20 protein-coding genes are annotated in these 19678 nt (G+C 39.1%); 15 read left to right on the plus strand and 5 right to left on the minus strand.

Going from position 1 to position 19678, the window contains the following annotated elements; genetic code table 11:
* Position 1: 1 nt before the first annotated feature.
* The 3 genes from FS486_RS15395 to FS486_RS15405 form a co-directional block, all read right to left on the minus strand.
* Positions 2 to 1096: an RtcB family protein gene (locus tag FS486_RS15395; protein WP_144512586.1), complete on the minus strand. Its 1095-nt coding sequence runs from the start codon at positions 1094 to 1096 to the stop codon at positions 2 to 4.
* A 54-nt stretch (positions 1097 to 1150) separates the two neighbouring features.
* Positions 1151 to 2113 carry a magnesium/cobalt transporter CorA gene (gene corA / locus FS486_RS15400; RefSeq protein WP_144512588.1) on the minus strand — a complete coding sequence of 321 codons (963 nt, stop codon included), beginning with the start codon at positions 2111 to 2113 and terminating at the stop codon, positions 1151 to 1153.
* A 147-nt stretch (positions 2114 to 2260) separates the two neighbouring features.
* Positions 2261 to 3754, minus strand: coding sequence for a glycine betaine uptake BCCT transporter (locus FS486_RS15405; protein ID WP_144512590.1), 1494 nt, complete (start codon positions 3752 to 3754; stop codon positions 2261 to 2263).
* Between the two features lie 644 nt (positions 3755 to 4398).
* On the opposite strand from FS486_RS15405, the gene FS486_RS20215 reads away from it, so the two are divergent.
* The 10 genes from FS486_RS20215 to FS486_RS15455 all read left to right on the plus strand — a co-directional run bounded on the left by FS486_RS20215 (position 4399) and on the right by FS486_RS15455 (position 14483).
* Positions 4399 to 4767 (plus strand): hypothetical protein, encoded by a 369-nt coding sequence (locus FS486_RS20215; protein WP_186321476.1) that lies wholly within the window; start codon positions 4399 to 4401, stop codon positions 4765 to 4767.
* A gap of 241 nt (positions 4768 to 5008) precedes the next feature.
* A complete protein-coding gene (locus tag FS486_RS15415; protein WP_144512592.1) occupies positions 5009 to 5833 on the plus strand; it encodes a M55 family metallopeptidase in 825 nt (274 codons plus the stop codon).
* A gap of 15 nt (positions 5834 to 5848) precedes the next feature.
* Complete coding sequence (locus tag FS486_RS15420) at positions 5849 to 6784, plus strand: ABC transporter permease (RefSeq protein WP_144512594.1); 936 nt, start codon at positions 5849 to 5851, stop codon at positions 6782 to 6784.
* Complete coding sequence (locus FS486_RS15425; RefSeq protein WP_144512596.1) at positions 6784 to 7731, plus strand: ABC transporter permease; 948 nt, start codon at positions 6784 to 6786, stop codon at positions 7729 to 7731. Before FS486_RS15420 ends, FS486_RS15425 begins: the two co-directional genes overlap by 1 nt.
* 6 nt (positions 7732 to 7737) lie before the next feature.
* Positions 7738 to 8787, plus strand: coding sequence for an ABC transporter ATP-binding protein (locus FS486_RS15430; RefSeq protein WP_144512598.1), 1050 nt, complete (start codon positions 7738 to 7740; stop codon positions 8785 to 8787).
* 46 nt (positions 8788 to 8833) lie between these two features.
* Complete coding sequence (locus tag FS486_RS15435) at positions 8834 to 10489, plus strand: peptide ABC transporter substrate-binding protein (RefSeq protein ID WP_144512600.1); 1656 nt, start codon at positions 8834 to 8836, stop codon at positions 10487 to 10489.
* A 65-nt stretch (positions 10490 to 10554) separates the two neighbouring features.
* Positions 10555 to 11478, plus strand: coding sequence for a S66 peptidase family protein (locus FS486_RS15440; RefSeq protein WP_144512602.1), 924 nt, complete (start codon positions 10555 to 10557; stop codon positions 11476 to 11478).
* Between the two features lie 14 nt (positions 11479 to 11492).
* Complete coding sequence (locus FS486_RS15445; RefSeq protein ID WP_144512603.1) at positions 11493 to 12563, plus strand: mandelate racemase/muconate lactonizing enzyme family protein; 1071 nt, start codon at positions 11493 to 11495, stop codon at positions 12561 to 12563.
* Between the two features lie 22 nt (positions 12564 to 12585).
* Complete coding sequence (locus FS486_RS15450) at positions 12586 to 13509, plus strand: C40 family peptidase (RefSeq protein WP_144512605.1); 924 nt, start codon at positions 12586 to 12588, stop codon at positions 13507 to 13509.
* Positions 13510 to 13520: 11 nt separating this feature from the next.
* Complete coding sequence (locus FS486_RS15455) at positions 13521 to 14483, plus strand: ABC transporter ATP-binding protein (protein WP_144512607.1); 963 nt, start codon at positions 13521 to 13523, stop codon at positions 14481 to 14483.
* A gap of 42 nt (positions 14484 to 14525) precedes the next feature.
* Here the strand turns inward: FS486_RS15455 and FS486_RS15460 are convergent, their stop codons facing one another.
* Positions 14526 to 15209: a class I SAM-dependent methyltransferase gene (locus FS486_RS15460; protein ID WP_144512609.1), complete on the minus strand. Its 684-nt coding sequence runs from the start codon at positions 15207 to 15209 to the stop codon at positions 14526 to 14528.
* Positions 15210 to 15350: 141 nt separating this feature from the next.
* Between FS486_RS15460 and FS486_RS15465 the strand changes: the two genes are divergently transcribed.
* Together FS486_RS15465 and FS486_RS15470 are read left to right on the plus strand one after the other, a co-directional pair.
* Positions 15351 to 16274, plus strand: coding sequence for an ABC transporter ATP-binding protein (locus FS486_RS15465; protein WP_144512611.1), 924 nt, complete (start codon positions 15351 to 15353; stop codon positions 16272 to 16274).
* A complete protein-coding gene (locus FS486_RS15470) occupies positions 16243 to 17196 on the plus strand; it encodes an ABC transporter permease (RefSeq protein WP_260858127.1) in 954 nt (317 codons plus the stop codon). Before FS486_RS15465 ends, FS486_RS15470 begins: the two co-directional genes overlap by 32 nt.
* Before the next feature lie 89 nt (positions 17197 to 17285).
* On the opposite strand, the gene FS486_RS20220 is transcribed toward FS486_RS15470, so the two are convergent.
* Positions 17286 to 17450 carry a hypothetical protein gene (locus tag FS486_RS20220; RefSeq protein WP_186321477.1) on the minus strand — a complete coding sequence of 55 codons (165 nt, stop codon included), beginning with the start codon at positions 17448 to 17450 and terminating at the stop codon, positions 17286 to 17288.
* A 42-nt stretch (positions 17451 to 17492) separates the two neighbouring features.
* Between FS486_RS20220 and rsgA the strand changes: the two genes are divergently transcribed.
* The 3 genes from rsgA to FS486_RS15485 all read left to right on the plus strand — a co-directional run bounded on the left by rsgA (position 17493) and on the right by FS486_RS15485 (position 19659).
* Entirely contained in the window at positions 17493 to 18548 is a 1056-nt protein-coding gene (rsgA, locus tag FS486_RS15475; RefSeq protein ID WP_186321478.1) for a ribosome small subunit-dependent GTPase A, read from the plus strand.
* 18 nt (positions 18549 to 18566) lie between these two features.
* Positions 18567 to 19022 (plus strand): GNAT family N-acetyltransferase, encoded by a 456-nt coding sequence (locus tag FS486_RS15480; protein ID WP_144512615.1) that lies wholly within the window; start codon positions 18567 to 18569, stop codon positions 19020 to 19022.
* Between the two features lie 169 nt (positions 19023 to 19191).
* Positions 19192 to 19659 (plus strand): CtsR family transcriptional regulator, encoded by a 468-nt coding sequence (locus FS486_RS15485; protein ID WP_144512617.1) that lies wholly within the window; start codon positions 19192 to 19194, stop codon positions 19657 to 19659.
* Positions 19660 to 19678: the final 19 nt, after the last annotated feature.

Below are 19678 nucleotides of genomic sequence, written 5' to 3' on the forward strand. Positions count from 1 at the left end.
TCTAGTGTGCTTTATAATTATAAAGAGGTTTAATCACTTCTAATACGTCAACCGTGTCTTCAATATGGGCGAGTATATCTTGCATATCTTTATAAGCAAATGGTGACTCGTCAACCGTGCTTGCAACAACAGAAGTACTCCAAACATCCTTCATTGAGTTTTGAAAATCCTCCAGATTCACAAGCTTTCTTGCCTGCGAACGGCTCATTATACGGCCTGCACCATGCGGTCCCGAGTAGTTCCAATCGGGGTTTCCTTTTCCGCGGCAGATGAGCGATCCATCTCGCATATTCATGGGGATAATAACGATTTCTCCGTCCTGGGCGGAAATCGCTCCTTTTCGTAAAATCATATTATCTAAGTCAATATAATTATGAATCGTATCAAATTCCGATTTAATCTTCCAATTCATTCCTCTGCAAATCACATCAACCATTGTTTTCCGATTGAATGCCGCATATTTTTGTGCGATAGAAAGATCATATAAGTAATCTTTCATAGATTCACCTTCCACATACGCTAACTCTTTTGGCACGCTATCTCCAAGCGATTGGTGAGCAACTTGTTGATAATGTTCCGCAATTTGCTTCCCTAAATTTCGACTGCCTGAATGGATAACTAGATAGATGCTTCCATCATTTCCTACGTTCAGTTCGATGAAATGATTTCCTCCACCAAGCGTGCCCAAGCTTAACCGAGCACGGTTTTCATTAATGGGGGCAGTCACTTCAGCAAATGGTATCTCTATTACGTTTCGATGTTCTTTGTTTCGGATGCGTGTCCCGCTCGGCACATTTTTCTTAATCGTTTTGTCTAATTTTTCGAAGTTAATATCTTCTTTTTCTACATCAAGTTTTGCACAAATCATACCACAGCCTAAATCGACACCTACAAAGTTAGGTACGACTTTATCCGTGATGGTCATCGTCGTTCCAACTGTGCAGCCTTTACCTGCATGGAGATCAGGCATCATACGTATTTTCGTATCTTGTAGAAAGGACAGGCTACACAGCTCTTCCACTTGACGCTTTGCGGTCTCCTCGATTGTATTCGTAAAAACAAGAGCATTATTATGCGTTCCTTTTATCTCTATCAAAGTCTCACCTCATTAGTTAATAAACGTCATCATCCTAAAAGTAGTTTCAACAATCTAGTTTTTAAATAGGTTAAACCAGCCTTTGTATTTAAACCAAGCAAGCATAGCCAATGCAACGATTAACATAATGCCAAGAACTATATAATAACTATAATGCCATTCAAGCTCGGGCATATTTTTAAAGTTCATTCCGTACACCCCTGCGATAAATGTTAAAGGGATAAAAACAGTTGATACAATCGTCAAAATCATCATTATACGATTCATATGGCTAGAGTTAATAGACATCTGACTGTCCCGAATATCGGCAGTTAACTCCCTGTTGGACTCCACCATATCCGTGAGTTTTAATAAATGATCGTAAATGTCACCGAAATATGCCCGTTCTGTTTGATGTAATATAATACGTTCGGAATTCATTACCCGATACAATAAATCACGCATTGGAATAATTGTTCGACGCAGTCTCAATAAATCACTTCGTAGATCGAATACTTGCTCTATCGATAAATGACGCATATCAAACGAAAGCTGATCGTCCACTTCGTTTAAATAATCTTCAATTTTATAAATGATTGGAAAATATGCATCCACGACTTTATCGACAATATGATAAGTTGCATGCATAGCTCCGCGCTCCCACCCATTCGGATCTTGGATAATACGTTCACGGGCTTGTTCTAATTCATGCATAGGAGGAAAGTGGAAGGTCACGACAAAACCTTCTCCAACAAATAGATTCAATTCTTCTGCTTCCATTTTTTTCTCATTAAACGTATGCAAAACAAAAAATACTTGTCCATCATAATGATCCGCTTTTGGCCGCTGTAAACGCAGCAGACAATCTTCAATTGCAAGAGGATGGAAATGAAAGAATGAGCTCAGAAGCATTTCTTCTTCTTTAGTTGGTTCTCCAATATCCACCCAATACCATTGCAACTTTTTTTCTTTTATATCTTCTAGTGAAAAATCACTTATTAGTTCTCGATCAGTAGTTACCCCGATTGTTCGAATCATATTAACACCTCACTTCACACTCTATATTTTCTATTATCCCATAATTTTAGAATGTGTAATCAGATTTCACCTATAATAGTAAAATTACATATCGAATCTTTTGGTAATAGAAAATGCCAAGGGATTAATCCCTTGGCATTTCGTTACTTATTTCTTTCGTTTTGAAAGCATGGCCTCACTCTTTAAAGCCATGATTAGAGAGGCGATCATGAATAACATGACAAAAGAGAATGGCAATGCTGCGATAATAATAGTGTTTTGTAAAGCGTTTAAGCCCCCAACGGATAGTAAAATAACAGCGATTACAGACAAAGTGATTCCCCAAGCAAGTTTTACTTTATTAGGTGGTGTTAATGAACCATTTGTCGATAGCATTCCAAGAACAAATGTAGCCGAATCTGCAGAGGTAATGAAAAATGAGGCGATGAGCACTACCGCGAAAATAGAAATGATGAACGATAGTGGCATAGAATGGAACATTTCGAATATAGTCAGCTCTGTTGAAGCTTGAGCTAAATCTGCAACTCCTCTTTTTTGTATATCAATAGCTGTCGTACCGAATGCTGAGAACCAAATTGCCCCAAGGAATGTTGGTGCCACTAGCACACCGATGATAAATTCTCTAATCGTTCTTCCTTTTGATACTCGGGCAATGAACATACTTACAAATGGTGCCCATGAAATCCACCATGCCCAGTAGAATAATGTCCAAGTATTTAGCCAATCCCGATTATTTGCATTCAAGGGTGATGTACGAAAGCTCATTTGAACAAGATTTGACAAATAACCCCCAAAAGAATCCGTGAATACATCGAAAATAAATAATGTTGGGCCGAGGATGATAACAAACCCAAGGAGAGCTAGAGCAAGTACTAAATTTGTATTGGACAAATATTTAATCCCTTTACTTAATCCAGACCATGCTGAGGCAAGAAAAAGAACCGTTACAATAGCGATAATAATAATCTGTGGAAAAATTCCGATGGTCACATTGAAGAGATAGTTTAAACCTGCATTAATCTGAATAGCACCAAGACCAAGTGAAGTAGAGACACCGAATGCAGTTGCAAAAACAGCTAGTACATCGATGAGGATACCTAATGGTCCTTTCATTCTTTCACCGAATATAGGCTTCAATGTTGAAGATACTAACGCGGGTTCCCCTTTCCGAAATTGGAAGAAAGCGAGTGACAGTGCTACTACTCCATACATAGCCCACACATGAAATCCCCAATGGAAGAAAGTTTCACGGAAAGCTTCTTTAAAAGCGGCGTCTGTATTAGGTTCTGCCGTAGCGGGATTGATTGCAAAGTGAGAAAGTGGTTCGGCTGCACCGTAAAAAACAAGACCAATGCCCATTCCAGCAGAAAATAGCATAGAGATCCATGTAACAGTTGTGAATTGAGGACGATCCGTATCTTTACCTAACCGAACTTTTCCGTAAGGACTAAATATAAAAAATAAACTTAATGCTAGCATAAACGTCATAAGCAGCAAATAGTACCAACCAAACGCGGATGCAACAAAACTTTTAATGGTGGTGGTAATTGTCTCAAAACTTTCAGGCATTAATGCCCCATAACCAACGGCCAAAATGATTAAGCCCATAGTGATATAAAATGTTATAGATAGTTTCTTCATACTTCCCCCTCAACGTTCCTATAATTTAAAGTTTTAACTATACTAATAAAATGATGTGAAATCAACTGATTAACAAGGGTTCCGTTTATATATAGTTATTCCCGAAATTCACAGCTTTAATCCATAGAAGAAAAATATTCAAAATGCACAAAATTCAATACTGAACAGAATAAGCGAAAAAGTAAAATCCATTTGCCTATGTAAAGGAGGAGTCTGAATAGGTCCCTTTTAATTGATTAAGTAATAGTCCATATTGTGGTTTGCATTCACGCATCATGGCAACACAGAAGAAAAATAAAGGAAGAAACTAAAAGATATCATTGATATCCCAAAAGGAATCTGGGGTTAACTAGCAGGTACTACCTTTGGGCTTCTATTGGGCTTCTATTTACTCATACGTACAACAACTCACTGAGTAATATATAACACTTTCTTTCCCACCATCTCATTTGATTGAAAGGGAAGGAAAGTGATTAATCGGGATAAAAACACTACACCCATAAGTAACTTAGGAAAAACAAAAAGTGAACGTCTTCTTTTAGATGCGTTCTTTTTTTATTTGCATGGAACTAAGGTGTTTGTCTAGTTTATCGTCCTATCTTCTGCATCTACTAGTATAAGAGCAAGAAGGAGGTGATTTAATCATGAACCAAAATCGTCATTCATGTAGTTCATGCGGGCAAATGCCACAGTGGGGGCAATCATGCGGTTGTGGGCAACAAATGCCATGGCAGCAACCAGCTGCTCAACCAATAGTATGCCCTCCACAATATCGGATGCGGGATTCATTTTTACCAAGAATGCAACCTGTGATTCATCCGATTGTGAATGTAAACAGAGAGCATATCGTCAATGTCCCACAACATTTCTGGACTGAAACAAATCGAAATGTAGTAGTTAATCCACCTCAACAAGCTTTTCCGATGCAACAGGGTGGATTCCAACAGCCTTTTGGTCAACAGTTCGGGCAACCATTCGGTCAACAACAACCTTTTCCAGGTCAACCAAGATAACTGAAGTAGTATATTTAAACTCTCAGTAAGCAAATGCCTTTATTTTAAAGCGCATTTGCTTTTTTAGAGTGCTAGAAGAAACCTCGAAGTATGTGAGGAGTTTAAGAGCATCGTACAAATTAACGAGTATTGATTTTGATTTTTTTGACATATTGTAATATTCTATTTATTTTGATAAAGTATTAATTACTCAACCTTGGAAACGTTTTATCAATAAGAAAAAGATATGGGGGATGATATCATGAAGCTTTTTGTTTCGGTAGATATGGAAGGGATTACAGGTTTATCAGACCATACGTTTGTAGAGTCCAATAAACATAATTATGAACGAGCACGACGTATAATGACTCAAGAAGCAAACGCCATAGTAGAAGGAGCATTATCTAAAGGAATAAAAGAAGTTCTAGTAAATGATAGTCACTCGAAGATGAATAATATTTTAATAGAGGAATTACATCCTGAAGCATCGTTGATAACAGGAGATGCGAAACCGTATTCAATGGTACAGTCTTTGGATGAGACGTACATGGGGGCAGTGTTTGCAGGTTATCATTCAAGGGCAGGACAACCAGGGGTAATGAGTCATTCGATGATTTTCGGAGTAAGAAATATGTATATTAACGAAGTAGAGATTGGTGAGCTAGGATTAAATGCATATGTAGCAGGTCATTTTGGTGTTCCGGTTATTATGGTTGCAGGGGATGACGGGGCATGCAGGGAAGCAGAGGAACTTATCCCAGGGGTTATCACTGCAGTTGTGAAAGAATCTATCTCTCGATCCGCTGTTAAAACTTTGCATCCACAAAAAGCACATGCATTGTTAAGGGAAAAAGTTGCGGAAGCAATTGATAAAAGAGATGAAGTGAAACCACTCACACCTCCTCAGAACCCTACTTTACGGATTGAGTTTGTAAATTATGGGCAAGCAGAATGGGCGGCTCTTATGCCAGGTTGTGAAATCATTGAAGGTACAACAATAGTGAAATTTGAGGCAAAAGATATATTGGAAGCGTATCGTGCGATGCTTGTAATGGTAGAGCTAGCAATGCAAACGAAATTTTGTTAAGAGGAGAGTTTGCTTATGACGAAGTACATTATTAAACGTTTTTTTATGATGATTGCAACGATTCTTATCATTGCTACTTTAACTTTCGTATTAATGCACTCTATTCCGGGTTCTCCGTTCGATGAAGAACGAACGTCTAACCCTACTATTCAAGCAAACTTAGAAAAGTTTTATAAATTAGATGAACCGATGCATATTCAATATTTATACTACTTAAAGTCCATTGTTACCTTTGACTTTGGACCTTCTATAAAAAAACCGAACGAATCTGTAAATGAGTTGCTGGCAAGAGGTTTCCCTATCTCGTTTGAACTTGGAATGCTGACGATATTAGTCGCATTATTGTCTGGTGTTATTTTAGGAACTCTTGCTGCACTGCGGCATAACGGTATTATAGATTACTTGGCTATGACCTTTGCGGTTATTGGTATATCAGTACCGAACTTCGTGTTAGCAACCTTGCTTATCCAACAGATTGCGGTCACTTGGGAGTTACTACCGGCTGCTACATGGAGCAGCCCTTTACATATGATATTGCCTATACTAGCACTTGCAACTGGGCCAACCGCGATAATTGCACGACTAACGAGATCCAGTATGCTAGAAGTTCTAACACAAGATTATATAAAAATGGCTCGTGCTAAAGGACTTTCCCCCTTTAGAATTGTTTTCCGACACGCATTAAGAAATGCATTAATGCCAGTTGTAACAATCATGGGAACGATGCTCGCCGGTATCTTAACAGGTACTTTTGTAATTGAACGGATATTTGCAATTCCTGGCATGGGAAAATATTTTGTGGAAAGTATAAATAATCGTGATTATCCAGTAATTATGGGATCGACAGTCTTTTATAGTGCATTCCTAGTGTTCATGTTATTTTTAGTGGATATTGTCTATGGATTCCTTGATCCGCGCATAAAATTACATCGTAAGGAGGGGGATGCATAATGGTGAAGTCACAAATTATATCGACCCCGCCTAATGTGCCAGATGAATGGTTTAAACCCAAATCGAAAGAGCTGGGTAAAGCAGAATCTGTTGTAAGACCTTCTTTATCTTATTGGAAAGATGCTTGGCGAAGACTACGAAAAAACAAACTTGCGATGGTAGGACTAATTTTTCTTATCTTATTGGCACTTTTAGCTATTTTTGGACCAGTATTTTCTCCATATTCGGTAACAGGTACAGATTATCCAAACCAAAACAAAGCACCTTCTTTAGCTCATTGGTTTGGTACCGATGAAGCCGGAAGAGATGTATTTACAAGAACCTGGTACGGAGCACGGATTTCTTTATTTGTTGGGGTAATGGCTGCTTTGATAGATTTTTTTATCGGTGTTATTTACGGCGGTATTAGTGGATATAAAGGCGGACGTGCGGACGCAGTGATGATGCGCATCATTGAAGTGCTATACGGTTTACCACATTTACTAGTCGTTATTTTGCTGATGGTTGTTATGGGACCAAGCCTAACCACTATCATTGTGGCATTGACTGTAACTGGATGGGTTGGGATGGCTCGGATTGTCCGGGGGCAAGTACTCCAAATTAAAAACTATGAGTTTGTGACAGCTTCCAAATCGTTCGGAGCAAAAACCCCGAGAATTATAAGGAAAAATTTGCTTCCGAATACGATGGGACCTATTATTGTCCAAATGACACTCACTGTACCAAGTGCAATTTTTGCTGAAGCCTTTCTTAGCTTTTTAGGTCTGGGAATTCAAGCTCCTTATGCAAGCTGGGGAGTTATGGCAAGTGATGCATTACCGGTTATTTTATCCGGTCACTGGTGGCGATTATTCTTCCCTGCCTTCTTTATATCTTTGACAATGTTTGCCTTTAATGTACTAGGGGATGGTTTACAGGATGCCCTCGATCCGAAGCTTAGGAGGTGAGAATAGATGATAAGGCAGAAGAAAAGAGAAAAGAAAATAATATCCAAGGAAAAAGTGTTGCAAGTGAACAATTTACAAGTATCTTTTCGAACATACGGTGGAGAAGTAGAAGCTGTCCGAGGGGTTGACTTTCATCTATACAAAGGTGAAACACTTGCAATAGTAGGGGAATCAGGCTGCGGTAAAAGTGTCACGTCTAACGCAGTAATGGGGCTGATACCTCAGCCACCAGGAATTATTAAGAATGGAGAAATCCTTTTTAAAGGCAGCAATTTAGCTACGATGTCTAGCGTCCAACTGCGCAAAATACAAGGTGTCGATATTTCGATGATCTTTCAAGATCCCATGACTGCTTTAAATCCTACTCTGACGATAGGGGAGCAGCTAACAGAAGGGCTTCGCACACATAAAAAAATAGGGAAACAAGAAGCGAAAAAGAAGGCAATTGAAATGTTGACTCTCGTAGGGATTCCCAATCCAGAAGAGCGATTAAAACAATTTCCTCATCAGTTTTCAGGTGGCATGCGACAACGTATTGTCATAGCGATCGCTCTCATCTGTGAGCCAGAAATTTTGATAGCTGATGAGCCTACAACAGCCTTAGATGTAACGATTCAAGCACAGGTTCTAGAATTGTTTGAAGAAATTCAACGGAAAAGAGAAATATCCATTATTTTAATCACTCATGATCTTGGTGTAGTTGCGAAGATAGCTGACCGAATTGCAGTTATGTATGCGGGTAAAATTGTAGAAATAGGAGACAAAAGAGAAATTTTTTATACTCCAGAGCATCCATATACAAAAGGACTATTAAACTCCGTACCTCGCCTTGATTTAATAGAAGAAGAGTTAGAACCAATCGAGGGAACACCGCCAGATTTATTTTCTCCACCGAAAGGGTGCCCATTTACTGCTCGCTGTGATTATGCGATGGAAGTCTGTGAGCATGTTTACCCATTTACTACTAAGTTATCCGAAGCCCATGTTGTAGATTGTTGGCTTCAGGATGAAAGAGCAAAAGGTTTAACAGAGCAGAGTAAAAATAAGATTGGATGAGCGCATGAAAGTGCATTCACATATACAATACAAAGGGGGAATTGGGATGAAGAGATGGTTGTCATTGTTTGTAGTAGCATTATTTGTGCTAGTGTTAAGTGCTTGTACGGCTACTAAAGACGCGGGGAAAACAACGAACACAGAAAAAGAGGGAGACAAAGAGGAAGCACAAACAGACACTGAAACAGAGTCAACTGAAAAGGTACTCTATTTAAACAACGGAACTGAACCAACCTCATTTGATCCGTCTGTTGGATTTGATGCAGTATCTTGGAATTCTTTAAATAACTTAATGGAGGGTCTTGTTAGACTTTCAAAAGATCATATAGCAGAACCAGCTACGGCGGAGAAAGTGGATGTATCGGAAGATGGGCTAACGTATACATTTACCATTCGTGATAACGCAAAATGGTCTAATGGCGACCCTGTTTTAGCAAGTGACTTTGTATTTGGTTGGCTTCATATGCTCAACCCAGAAACTGCATCTCCTGCTTCGTTTCTTGCATACTTCATCGAAGGAGCAGAAGGCTACAATAGTGGAACAGGAGAAGCCGATGCAGTCGCAATTAAAGCTTTAGAAGATAAGGTGTTCGAGGTAAAGCTAAACACCCCAACAGAAGCATTTCTAAATATTATTACTAACCCGAGTTTCTTTCCAGTAAATGAAAAAGTAGCAACAGAGAATCCTAAATGGTTTACAGAAGCGGACTCCTTCGTAGGAAATGGTCCGTTTAAACTAGCAGCGTGGGAACATGATGTAAGTTTCACGTTTGAGAAAAACGAAAATTACTGGGATGCGGATGCTGTTAAGCTTGATAAAGTAGAGTGGGCGATGATCAACGACTCTAATACAGAATACCAAATGTATCAAACAGGTGAACTAGATACATCAGGAGTACCTTCAGAACTTGCTGAAGGATTAATGAATGACCCAGAACTAAAAAATGAAGATCAAGCAGGTCTGTATTTCTATCGTTTCAATGTCTCCATGGAGCCATTTACAAACAAAAAGATTCGTCAAGCATTTGCTTATGCAGTTAATCAACAAGAAATGGTCGATTATGTTACAAAAAATGGAGAAAAGCCAGCGGAAGGATTTATTCCGTACGGATTTATTGGACCAGATGGTAAAGAATTTAGAGAAACTGCAGGGAAGCTAGTTGGATTTGACGCAGATAAAGCAAAAGCTTTGTTAGCAGAAGGTATGGCTGAAGAAGGATACGATAAACTGCCAGAAGTAGCCTTGACTTATTCTACAAGCGACTCACATAAGAAAATTGCTGAAGCGCTTCAAAGTAAATTTAAAGATGTTCTTGGGGTAGATGTGACGCTTCAAAACGTAGAAGCAAGTGTATTCGCATCGGAGCAAAAAGAATTTAAGTATCAACTATCCCGTTCTTCTTTCTTATTTGACTATGCTGATCCAGTGAATGCGTTGGAGAGCTTTATTACAGGTTCCTCGATGAACCGTACAACATGGTCAAATGCAGAATTTGATAAGCTGATCGCAGATATTAAAAACGAGACAGACGAATCGAAACGTTGGGCAATGTTAATAGAAGCGGATGCATTATTAATGGAGGAAATGCCGATCTTCCCTCTTTATTACTATAACCAAGTGACACTTGAAAAGCCGTCGGTATCAGGAATCCTTAGACATCCAGTAGGATACATGGACTTAAAATGGGCTGACAAAAATTAATAAACAAAAGTAGCGGTACCTTTTTAAGGTGCCGCCCCTTTGTCTAAGAAAAGGAGGAATATATAATGAAAGTTCGTCCAAAACGTTTACAAAAAGGTGACACAATTGGAATTATTGCTCCATCCAGCCCACCAAACCTCGATCAGTTAAAACGTTCTTTTACATTTCTAGAGGAACTGGGTTTGTCTTATAAAATGGGACGAAGCGTAGAAAACGTCTACGGCTATTTAGCTGGTACAGATGAAGAGCGTTTAGAAGACTTACATGAAATGTTTGCTGACCCGAGCATTGCAGGTATTATTTGTGCGGGTGGGGGATACGGTTCCGCTAGATACGCGGATAAAATCGATTATCAATTAATGCATGAATATCCAAAAATCTTTTGGGGTTACTCAGATATCACTTTTTTACATACAAGTATGAATGTATACTCCGATATCGTTACTTTCCACGGTCCTATGTTAGCTTCCGATGTTGGGAAAGATACATTTTCCGATTTGTCGAAGAAAATGTTCCAACAGTTATTTGAACCGATGGAACTTCACTACACAGAAGAAATATCACCTCTGGAAAGACTTTCAGCGGGAGTGGCTAGGGGTGAACTAACAGGTGGAAACTTATCCCTTCTTGCAAGTGGGATTGGGACAAAATTTGAAGTGGATACTAAAGGGAAACTATTATTAATAGAAGATATTGGGGAAGAACCATACCGAATAGACGGATTGCTTAACCAACTGCGACAGTCAGGGAAGCTAGAGGAAGCTGCTGGTTTTGTAATTGGAGATTTTAAAGATGCAGAGCCGAAAAAACGTCAAGTCTCCCTGTCCCTTGATGAGGTATTAGACCATTACTTAGGGCATCTCGGAAAGCCGGCAGTCAAAGGGTTTAAAATAGGACATTGCGAACCACATTTTGCCGTTCCACTAGGCGTGCTTGCTGAGTTGGATGCGGATAACTTGTCACTTGCTATTTTGCCAGGAGTGGAATAAAGGAGGCAAACGTATTGATTATTCAATCCATAGAAACGTTCGATGTTGCGATCCCGCTTACCAAGCCATTTAAAACGGCGCTTCGGACAGTGACTACTGCTTATTCTGTTTATGTGAAGATCACCAGTAGTGAAGGGGACATTGGATACGGCGAAGCACCGCCTACCCATGTGATTACAGGTGAGTCGATAGCAAGCATTCGGTATGCAATTAATGATGTGATCGCACCTCAGCTTATAGGGCTAAATCTTTTAGAAAGTGAACGTATTTTTCAACAGCTTCACAGTTCACTCATAAGAAATACTAGCGCTAAAGCTGCCATTGATATGGCGATATATGATTTACTTGCACGTCAATCTAAGCTTCCTCTTTTTCAGTTTCTTGGTGGATTTAGAGATTCGCTTGAAACGGATTTTACAGTTAGTGTAAATGATCCAAATGAGATGGCGGATGATGCATCGCAATATATAAGTGAAGGTTTCCGTGTGCTAAAGGTTAAAGTTGGAATTGGGGCTATTAAAGATGATATCGCTCGTATACAAGCAATAAGGAAAAGAATTGGAAATGAGCCAAAGTTAAGATTAGATGCAAACCAAGGATGGAGTGCTAAAGAGGCGGTTAAAGCAATTCGAACAATGGAAGATGCAGGACTGGATATTGAGTTAGTAGAGCAACCGGTTCCTGCTAATGACATAGAAGGATTGAAATACGTTACAGATCATACAGATACACCAATCATGGCAGATGAGAGTGTATTTTCCGTAAATGATGCAAGAAGAGTTTTAGAAATGCGTGCTGCTGATTTGATTAATATCAAGCTAATGAAATCGGGCGGAATTCATACAGCTAAAAAGATTAATACACTGGCAGAAGCAAATGGGGTAGCATGTATGGTCGGAAGTATGATTGAAACGAAAATAGGAATTACAGCAGCTGCTCATTTCGCTGCAAGTCATCCAAATATTCAATACTTCGATTTTGATGCCCCCCTTATGCTTGCGAAAGACCAAATCGTTGGTGGGGTTATATACGAGGGAAGTAAAATAACTTTCTCAAAAGGATTGGGACTTGGTATTTCAAGTTAGGAGATCGAATAGGAGGGATAAAATGTCGGCAGAAGTGAATGAATGGGTTTGTTCTGTGAAAGTGGCAACTGTTTGGACAGAGCCGTCCTCCGCTAGAGAATTGGATAAGCCGGGAACTGTAAATCCGGTTTCGTTGATTGAGTGGCTTGAAGCGTTAGCCTATAAAGAGCGACTTGCACTTTGTAATGAAAACCGAATACAAACGCAGCTCCTATATGGGGAACCGGTAATTGTAGAAGAGGTAGCAGGTGACTGGGCGAGAATCATTGCCATTTGGCAACCCTCTAAAAAGGATAAACGAGGGTACCCTGGTTGGGTTCCGATAGTGCAGTTACAAAAATCTAAGGATGTAGATGCGGTGGGCGTTGCAAGGGTGTCTGCTATCAGAGCTCAACTGTGGGATAAGCAAAGGAATCCTTTACTTGTAATTCCATTTAATACAACACTGCCCGTTATATCAGAAGATGCCTTCTATTTTACAGTTCACACACCTCATGGAGAAGCATTATTAAAAAAAGATCATGCAGATTTTGCTGCCTCTATGGAAAGGTATCCAAAACGAGCGGCAGTAGATGCAATCACTCTAGGGGAAAAATATTTAGATTTGCCTTATTTATGGGGAGGGATGTCTCCATACGGATATGACTGTTCTGGATTTTCGTATAATATGCTGAAGGCTTGCGGCTATCTTATCCCGCGTGATGCTAGTGATCAAGCACGAAACGGCGAAGAGATTCCTATACAGGATATGTCGAAATGGAAAGAAGGAGATTTGTTATTCTTTGCAAATGACGAGGGGACTGGATCGGTTCGTCATGTTGGATTTTATTATGGAAATGGTCAGTTATTACATTCTCCCTCTACAGGGCAAACAGTTGAAATTACCGTTTTAGCAGGATCTAAATTGGAGAAAGAAATCTGTGCAGTCAGAAGATATGCCGTATAGGGGGGATTTGCATGGCAGAAAAGGTTCTTTTATCCGTACAAGATTTAAAGCGTCATTTTGAGCTAGGGCATGGAGAAACGTTAAAAGCAGTGGATGGCATTAGTTTTGATATCGTAAAAGGTGAAACATTCGGCCTTGTCGGGGAATCTGGATGTGGGAAGTCCACTGCAGGAAGAACGATTTTAGGCTTGTACAATAAAACCGATGGGGACGTTCTGTTTGAGGAAAAAGACGTGCATGGAATGAACGATAAAGAGCGAAAGGAATATCTTAAAAAGATGCAAATGATTTTCCAAGATCCTTATGCATCCCTCAACCCTCGATCAACCGTATTAGAAATTATTGCAGAACCGATGGAAGTACATAAATTGTATAAAACGAAGGAAGAGTTAAAAAGTAGAGTATATGAGTTGCTAGAAGAAGTAGGTCTGAACAGAGATCATGCAAATCGTTATCCTCACGAGTTTTCTGGTGGACAAAGACAACGCATAGGAATTGCACGAGCATTGGCATTAGATCCAGAATTCATCATTGCCGATGAGCCCATTTCAGCTTTAGACGTTTCTGTTCAAGCGCAAGTAGTAAAATTGTTGCAACGTTTACAAAAGGAAAAAGGCTTAACGTATTTATTTATCGCGCATGACTTGTCTATGGTGAAATACATCTCTGATCGAATTGGAGTAATGTATTTAGGACATATGGTGGAATTGACAACGAGTGATCAGTTGTACGATGACCCGCTACATCCTTACACTCAAGCACTATTATCGGCAATTCCCATTCCAGATCCAGACATCGAGGAATCACGTGAACGTATTTTGCTGAAGGGAGAGCTCCCAAGTCCGATTAATCCACCATCTGGTTGTGTTTTTAGAACGCGTTGTGAACACGCAATGTCTATTTGTGCAGAAAAACGGCCACTTTGGAAGGAACAAGAAGCCGGACATTTTGTTGCATGCCACTTATATAACTAAGAAAGAAGCGTTTACTATTTCCATGAGTAAACGCTTTTCCTTTTAAAGCTTGTGACAGATCCATCCGCCAAAAAGTGTCGTGGAGAAAAACTTTGCCACTCTTACAAATCCCGCTTCTTGAAGTAATTGTTCAATCCCTTCTTCCGTTACATAAGAAAGGGAAAGAATATCTTGCTCCATCTTATCAACTTCTTCCACATTTAGTTTAGTTGTATCTAACCAATAGCTTTTCCATAATTTCAACCGTTCCTGAAACTCAGCACTTGTTGGGTCGCCATATTTACTTACTAAAACAAATGGAGCTGCATGCTTTAGCCGGGCATGGATTTCTTTCAATGTTTTCAGTTTATCTTCGTATGACTGGATGAAATGCAAAACTAAAATACAAGTAGCCGCATTGAAAGTCGTTTCAGTACAAATATCTTCAACCGTACCTTGGACTAAGGTAACTCTTCCACTAAGTCCAACTTCGTCACATTTTTGTTTAGCGACTGCGAGCATCCCCTCAGATGGATCCACCCCTGTGAACGTCCATTCGGGATTATTTGAGCCGAAGCCAATCACTTCGTTGCCACCACCAGCTCCTACGACTAATAGTCGTGCACCCGGATCTGAAACATTTGCCCGTAAAAACGTTTGAATCAGTCGCAACATGGAATCATAAGTAGGCAGTGTCCTTCTGATTCCACTATCATATTGCTTCGCTAATATTGCATCAAATTCCATTTCCATCCCCCCTACAAGCACTTTACCATACGAGAGTAAATAGAATAAAGTTTGGTTTTGGAAATTTTATGAAACTTTTATGTAAGAATTGCGTATTACTTAATAGAGACTAGGTAGATACAAATTAAGGAGGGTTATACAATGGAGAAACAGCCAATCGTTACACTTCAGCACGTAACGAAAGTAATTGGGAATAAAAAAATTATCGATGATCTTAGCTTGGACTTATGGGCAGGACAAATTACAGGCTTTCTAGGACCGAATGGAGCCGGGAAAACAACTACTATTCGAATGATGACGGGGCTTATGAAGACGACATCGGGAGAGATATTTGTTGAAGGGCAAGCGATTTCCACCCATTTTGAGGAATCGATGAGTAAAGTCGGAGTTATCGTAGAAAATCCTGAAATGTACAAGTATATGAGTGGTTATAAAAATTTAGTGCATTTTGCAAGGATGAATAAAAATGTATCAAAGGAACGGATAAATGAAGTCATTGCTCAGGTAGGATTACAAAATCGAATTCAAGAGAAAGTATCAACATACTCACTTGGAATGCGTCAGCGTCTAGGATTAGCCCAAGCGCTATTACATCGTCCAAAGTTTTTAATATTAGATGAGCCGACAAACGGACTAGATCCTGCTGGAATTCGTGAGTTTCGTATGTATTTACGCAAAATAGCAATGGAAGATGGTGTTTCTATTTTTGTGTCCAGCCATTTATTAGCTGAGATGGAGTTGATGTGCGATAGAATCGCAGTTATTCAAAATGGAAAGCTAATCTCTATAAAAGAGGTGAAGGAGGAGCAGGAATCACACTATTATGTGGAGGTTTCACCTAAGGATCAAGCTATTGCATTTTTTACTGCTAAAAGTATAACGGTAGAGCCTCAAGAAAATGGCTTTGTTATCCCGATAGAGACAGAAGAAGTTCCTGCTTTGGTTGCCGAAATGGTTGCAAGAAACTTGCAAGTCTATTCTTTAAATCCATATAGAAAAACGTTAGAAGATCAATTTTTAGAAATGACAGGAGGTGGGCAAATTGCTGAATCTCATACAAAATGAATGGATGAAACTATGGAGTAAAAAAGCTACTTGGGTAATGATAGTGCTAGTAGCATTAATGATGATCGGGTCTGCAGGTATTACAAAATGGGTTCAAAATCAAACAGAGCCAACAGTTGACTGGAAACAGGATTCTAAAGGACAAGTTATGTATTTAGAAGGTCAAATAGCGACTACAAATTTGCCTGTTGACCAATTAAATCGATTTAAAGATCAATTGGCTGTCGAAAAGTATCGTTTAGAACATGATATCGCTCCGGTAAGCAAGCAAAGTGTAAATGGATTTATTGGCTCTGTTCCAGATATGCTTTCGGTTATTACGTTATTTACAGTTATTGTAGCAGCCGGAATTGTCGCTACTGAATTTTCCCAAGGGACCATTAAAATGCTGTTAACTAGACCGGTAAAACGGTGGAAGATATTAACTTCGAAACTATTGACGGTAGGTATTTTTGCAATTGTTATGTCAGCTATCTTGCTTTTATTTGGTGTGATAGGTGGTTATATTTTCTTTGATACCATTCCTGGAACAAATTTAGAAGTAGTAAACGGCAATGTTGTGGAAGTATCATTTTGGGGTAGACTTCTTCTATTAATAGCCCTGTCACTTGTGAATGTCTTCGTTATTGGAATGCTTGCATTTATGATTGGCTCCGTATTCCGTTCAAGCTCTCTGGCGATAGGGATATCGATCTTCTTGATGTTCATGGGTGTAAATGTTACGTATATGCTTTCACTAAGATTTGAATTTGCCAAGTATATCTTGTTTGCGAATACGGATTTAACTCCGTATGTTGGTAATAGGGAACCTTTTATGGAAGGGTTAACGATGCCGTTCTCGATTACAGTTATTTTAGTATATCTCATTATCTTTTTATTCATTAGTTATTGGTCGTTTATGAAACGGGATGTAACTGCATAAATTTATATTGACATTTCGAAGAATTAATTGTATTCTGAAAACAACTTAAAGAAAAGGAGTGAGGCATTATGGCAAATTTAATTTTACATTCACAAATCAGTAATTTCATGATGTCCCACTCTAGATATATCTAAAAAAGCAGGATTTTTATGCTTTTCTATTGGATATGCTTCTTTACTAATGACCGGGGAACCATGATTGCTGATTTGTGCAATCATGGTTTTTTTATACTGTTTAGCTTCAGTGTTACACATTGGCATTGTCGCTATTTTACCGAAAATTAGGAGGAAGTAAATTTGAATTTAATCGAACAATATGGTTGGAATGATAAATGGGAAGAAAAAATACAAGGAAGTGGAATAGCGGGTCGCGTTTTACTTGAGCACAAACACTTATATCGTGTTATGACAAACGAAGGCGAATGGCTGTGCTCACTGTCTGGGAAATTTAAATTTAACAATGATCGTGAATCGTTCCCAGCAGTTGGAGATTGGGTTGTACTGGAACAAATGCCGGGTGAGGAAAAAGGTATCATTCATGAAGTGCTTCCCCGTAGTTCCCAGTTTTCCAGAAAAGTAGCTGGTTCAACAGTTGAAATTCAGTTAATTGCAGTGAATGTTGACTATGTTTTTTTAGTGATGTCCCTCAATCACGATTTTAATCTACGTCGACTAGAAAGGTATTTATTGGCTGCATGGGACTCAGGGGCAACACCTGTGGTCGTGTTGACGAAGAAAGATGCCTGTGAAGAGTTGGCGTATTATATAAGTGAAGTAGAATCAGTAGCTTTTGGTGTAGATGTATTTGCTGTGAGCAGTGTAACAGGGGAAGGTATTGAAGCCTTAGCGAACCTCTTATCTGCAGGTAAAACAGGTGCACTTCTGGGGTCATCGGGAGTAGGGAAATCTTCTTTGATCAATGCATTATCCGGTGAAGAAGTAATGGCAGTGAGTAATATCCGAGAAGATGACAGTAAAGGAAGGCATACTACGACGCATAGAGAGCTTACTCTATTACCAGGAGGTGGCTTACTAATAGATACCCCTGGGATGAGAGAATTTCAACTGTGGGATAGTAATGAAGGCGTAAGTGCGAGCTTTAAAGATATCGAAGAGCTGGCAGAGGGTTGTCGTTTCCGGGATTGTAAGCATGAAAAGGAACCAGGGTGTGCAATACAAGAAGCTATCTATACAGGAGCACTTAAAGAAGATCGGTATAAAAGCTATGTAAAATTAATGAGAGAGCTTGCACATATTGAGCGGAAAAACGATGTGGCTGCGAGAAAAGTAGAACGTGATAAATGGAAACAAATTACGAAAACCCAAAGAAGTAAACCTACAAAGAAAAAATAATAGGTGGAGATAAACAAAATGATACAAATATTAGATCATAAAGAAAAAGGGACTGCTGAACAAATGCTGGCAGTCCAACTGCCAGCTTATCAAATAGAAGCTGAACTCATCCAGTTTGATGGAATTCCCCAGCTAAATGACACACCGCAAAGCATAATGATTTCTGAGGAAATATTTCTTGGCTATTTTGAACACTCGGCATTGGCAGGATTTCTTTCGTATACGGAAACAGACGAGCTCATTGATATTTGTAGGCTTGTGGTACATCCAAGTCACTTTCGAAAAGGGATTGCTTCCTCATTATTAAAGCATTTATTATCTACCAAGAAGATGCACCAAGGAGTAATTGTTGCTACAGGAGCCAAAAATAAACCTGCTATCAAGCTTTATGAACACTTTGGATTTGCTAAGATGAAGGAAATCGAAGTAGAGCCGAACTTCTTTATTACCCAACTATCTTATCGTGGAGTATAAAACACCTTAAAAAGAAAAAGTTTTTGACTACTAATTCATTCAATTAGTAGTTTTTTTATTTGTAATTTCGGGAACACTAAGTAGGAATCATATCAATTGCACATCCATAATTTTCTCGTTATAATATAGTCAAAGTTAGTCAAAGTCAGTTGCGAGAAGAGGTGAGAAGATGAAAAATATATCTGACATAATTGAAGGTTATTTGAAGTCGATTATAGAAGAAGAGAGTAGAGGACAAATTGAAATAAAAAGAAGTGAAATTGCTGAGAAGTTTCAATGTGTTCCGTCGCAGATAAATTATGTGATTAATACTCGATTTACCCAAGACCGTGGATACTTAGTAGAAAGTAAACGTGGTGGTGGTGGATATATTCGAATTCTCCGTGTTCGAGCACATACGAAAGCTGATTTGATTGAGCATATAATACAAAGCTTGGAAAATGGTGCATCGGAATCTGTGACAGAGGATATTGTTTTTCGATTGATCGATGAAGAAGTTATTTCAAATCGAGAAGCAAAGCTTATTTTAGCTGCGCTTAATCGAACAACACTTGCTATACCATTACCAGCAAGAGACGAGCTGCGAGCACGTATATTATGTGCAATGCTATTAACGATAAAATATGAGAAAAAGTGAAAATGAACGGGGTGTTGAA

The organism is Bacillus sp. FJAT-22090 (assembly GCF_007676755.1).
Lineage (GTDB): Bacteria > Bacillota > Bacilli > Bacillales_A > Planococcaceae > Psychrobacillus.

What these genes read in the sequence shown, in the direction of transcription:
- corA (WP_144512588.1), bottom strand. Translation starts at nt 2,113, where the DNA reads ATGATTCGAACAATCGGGGTAACTACTGATCGAGAACTAATAAGTGAT.
- FS486_RS15405 (WP_144512590.1), bottom strand. Translation starts at nt 3,754, where the DNA reads ATGAAGAAACTATCTATAACATTTTATATCACTATGGGCTTAATCATT.
- FS486_RS20215 (WP_186321476.1), top strand. Translation starts at nt 4,399, where the DNA reads ATGAACCAAAATCGTCATTCATGTAGTTCATGCGGGCAAATGCCACAG.
- FS486_RS15415 (WP_144512592.1), top strand. Translation starts at nt 5,009, where the DNA reads ATGAAGCTTTTTGTTTCGGTAGATATGGAAGGGATTACAGGTTTATCA.
- FS486_RS15420 (WP_144512594.1), top strand. Translation starts at nt 5,849, where the DNA reads ATGACGAAGTACATTATTAAACGTTTTTTTATGATGATTGCAACGATT.
- FS486_RS15425 (WP_144512596.1), top strand. Translation starts at nt 6,784, where the DNA reads ATGGTGAAGTCACAAATTATATCGACCCCGCCTAATGTGCCAGATGAA.
- FS486_RS15430 (WP_144512598.1), top strand. Translation starts at nt 7,738, where the DNA reads ATGATAAGGCAGAAGAAAAGAGAAAAGAAAATAATATCCAAGGAAAAA.
- FS486_RS15435 (WP_144512600.1), top strand. Translation starts at nt 8,834, where the DNA reads ATGAAGAGATGGTTGTCATTGTTTGTAGTAGCATTATTTGTGCTAGTG.
- FS486_RS15440 (WP_144512602.1), top strand. Translation starts at nt 10,555, where the DNA reads ATGAAAGTTCGTCCAAAACGTTTACAAAAAGGTGACACAATTGGAATT.
- FS486_RS15450 (WP_144512605.1), top strand. Translation starts at nt 12,586, where the DNA reads ATGTCGGCAGAAGTGAATGAATGGGTTTGTTCTGTGAAAGTGGCAACT.
- FS486_RS15455 (WP_144512607.1), top strand. Translation starts at nt 13,521, where the DNA reads ATGGCAGAAAAGGTTCTTTTATCCGTACAAGATTTAAAGCGTCATTTT.
- FS486_RS15460 (WP_144512609.1), bottom strand. Translation starts at nt 15,209, where the DNA reads ATGGAATTTGATGCAATATTAGCGAAGCAATATGATAGTGGAATCAGA.
- FS486_RS15465 (WP_144512611.1), top strand. Translation starts at nt 15,351, where the DNA reads ATGGAGAAACAGCCAATCGTTACACTTCAGCACGTAACGAAAGTAATT.
- FS486_RS20220 (WP_186321477.1), bottom strand. Translation starts at nt 17,450, where the DNA reads ATGTGTAACACTGAAGCTAAACAGTATAAAAAAACCATGATTGCACAA.
- FS486_RS15480 (WP_144512615.1), top strand. Translation starts at nt 18,567, where the DNA reads ATGATACAAATATTAGATCATAAAGAAAAAGGGACTGCTGAACAAATG.
- FS486_RS15485 (WP_144512617.1), top strand. Translation starts at nt 19,192, where the DNA reads ATGAAAAATATATCTGACATAATTGAAGGTTATTTGAAGTCGATTATA.